Below are 564 nucleotides of genomic sequence, written 5' to 3'. Positions count from 1 at the left end.
ACCCCGGCCGCAACCTCGCGGTGGTCGGCACCCGGGCCGACGAGGCGTACGACGTCCTGTCGTCCGCGGTGATCTCCCTGGCGCGGGGGCACGCGCCCGGGTCGGCCGAGTTCGCGCTGTTCGAGGGCGAGCCGGATCCTCGCGTCTCCCGGCTGGCGCGCTGGCTCGCCGACGAGGGGCACCAGGTGGAGGTCGTGACCGAGCTGCCCGAGCCCGGCGACCGGCCGGTGCCGGTGTACTTCGCGCTGTTCGCGGTGGACGCGGCGACCGCGCGTTCGGCGCCGCTGCGCACCGCGGTGCGGCGGCTGGCCGAACACGGGCCCGACCGGCGGATGCACGTGCTCGGCTGGTGGCGCACGGTCGACCGGCTGCGCTCCGACGTCGTGGAGCGCACCGGCCCGGTGCGCACGATCGACGCGTGGGTCGCCCTGGACGTACGCGACAGCGAACTGACGCCGCTGCCGGGCGGGCAGTTGCAGAGCTGGACTCCGCGGGCGCGGCGCGCGCTCTTCTACGACCAGCGCACCGGCAGCGCCCCGCAGCCGATCATCCCATTCACCGTAC

Annotated in this window: 1 protein-coding gene; it reads left to right on the top strand. The window is 75.7% G+C overall.

The genetic code is table 11. From position 1 onward, the window contains the following. Positions 1-564 (top strand): hypothetical protein (locus ACFFNX_RS40850; protein WP_378211550.1); only part of this gene is annotated, 564 nt, incomplete at both ends.

It is taken from the genome of Actinoallomurus acaciae (assembly GCF_042429965.1).
Classification (GTDB): domain Bacteria; phylum Actinomycetota; class Actinomycetes; order Streptosporangiales; family Streptosporangiaceae; genus Actinoallomurus; species Actinoallomurus acaciae.
This window is presented reverse-complemented; position numbering and strand designations above follow the sequence as displayed.